Here is a 683-nt window from a genome sequence, read left to right as displayed (position 1 = left end):
CTACTGAATACGCCATCCTTTATTTTGGCGCCACAATTTGGACAAGATGTTAAATTATTCACAGGTAATCATTTTATAGTGGACTGAGGTTTATCCCTTAAATATAAATAATTATTTTCTACTAAATTGAGATTTGAGCATTTAGTGGCTTATGCAGATAGGACGGAATATGAAACGTGTAGTTCTGCTACGCGTTTGCGAAGATTGAACAGGCGGCGTTGCCACCAGTTCGGAGAGATTATACCGGCTGCTTCGCAACCTGTATGCGGAGATAAACCGGCCGGCTTCGCCATCCGGTTGCGGAGTTTGATGGATCTTCGCTCCATTAGCAAGCGGTGTTTTTGCTACGCAAAAACCGCTTGCCTTTTGTTCCCGATGGTCACAAAAGGGAGAATGCAGCGGAGATTAGAGGGGAGATCAGGGTGTCAGTGAAAAGAAAAAAGCCGCATAGTGTTGGCCCTAAATTGGTTTTTATGAATGTAGCAGCATGATAGGTTTATGTGGGTATTACCAAAACATAGCTGGCTATACCAAGCTTCGTAGTTTTTGATAGCGATTTTGTTATTGGAGAATATTTATATTTGAGATTAAATGACTGACTTACATGGATGATAACATTGATTTTTCTTTAACTCTACATAAACATGGCTGGACAACATTTTTGCTTAATGTCAATGGGGCAA

Annotated in this window: 1 protein-coding gene; it reads right to left on the bottom strand. The window is 40.6% G+C overall.

The features are described 5' to 3' along the window. Window positions 1–149: 149 nt before the first annotated feature. Window positions 150–326, bottom strand: a complete 177-nt coding sequence (locus tag HGH90_RS31460; RefSeq protein WP_169192792.1) for a hypothetical protein — start codon at window positions 324–326, stop codon at window positions 150–152. Window positions 327–683 lie beyond the last annotated feature (357 nt).

Origin of the sequence: Chitinophaga sp. Ak27, assembly GCF_012726295.1 — a bacterium.
Classification (GTDB): Bacteria; Bacteroidota; Bacteroidia; order Chitinophagales; family Chitinophagaceae; genus Chitinophaga.
The sequence above is the reverse complement of the archived record's forward strand: the minus strand, read 5'-3'. Positions and strand labels throughout refer to the sequence as shown.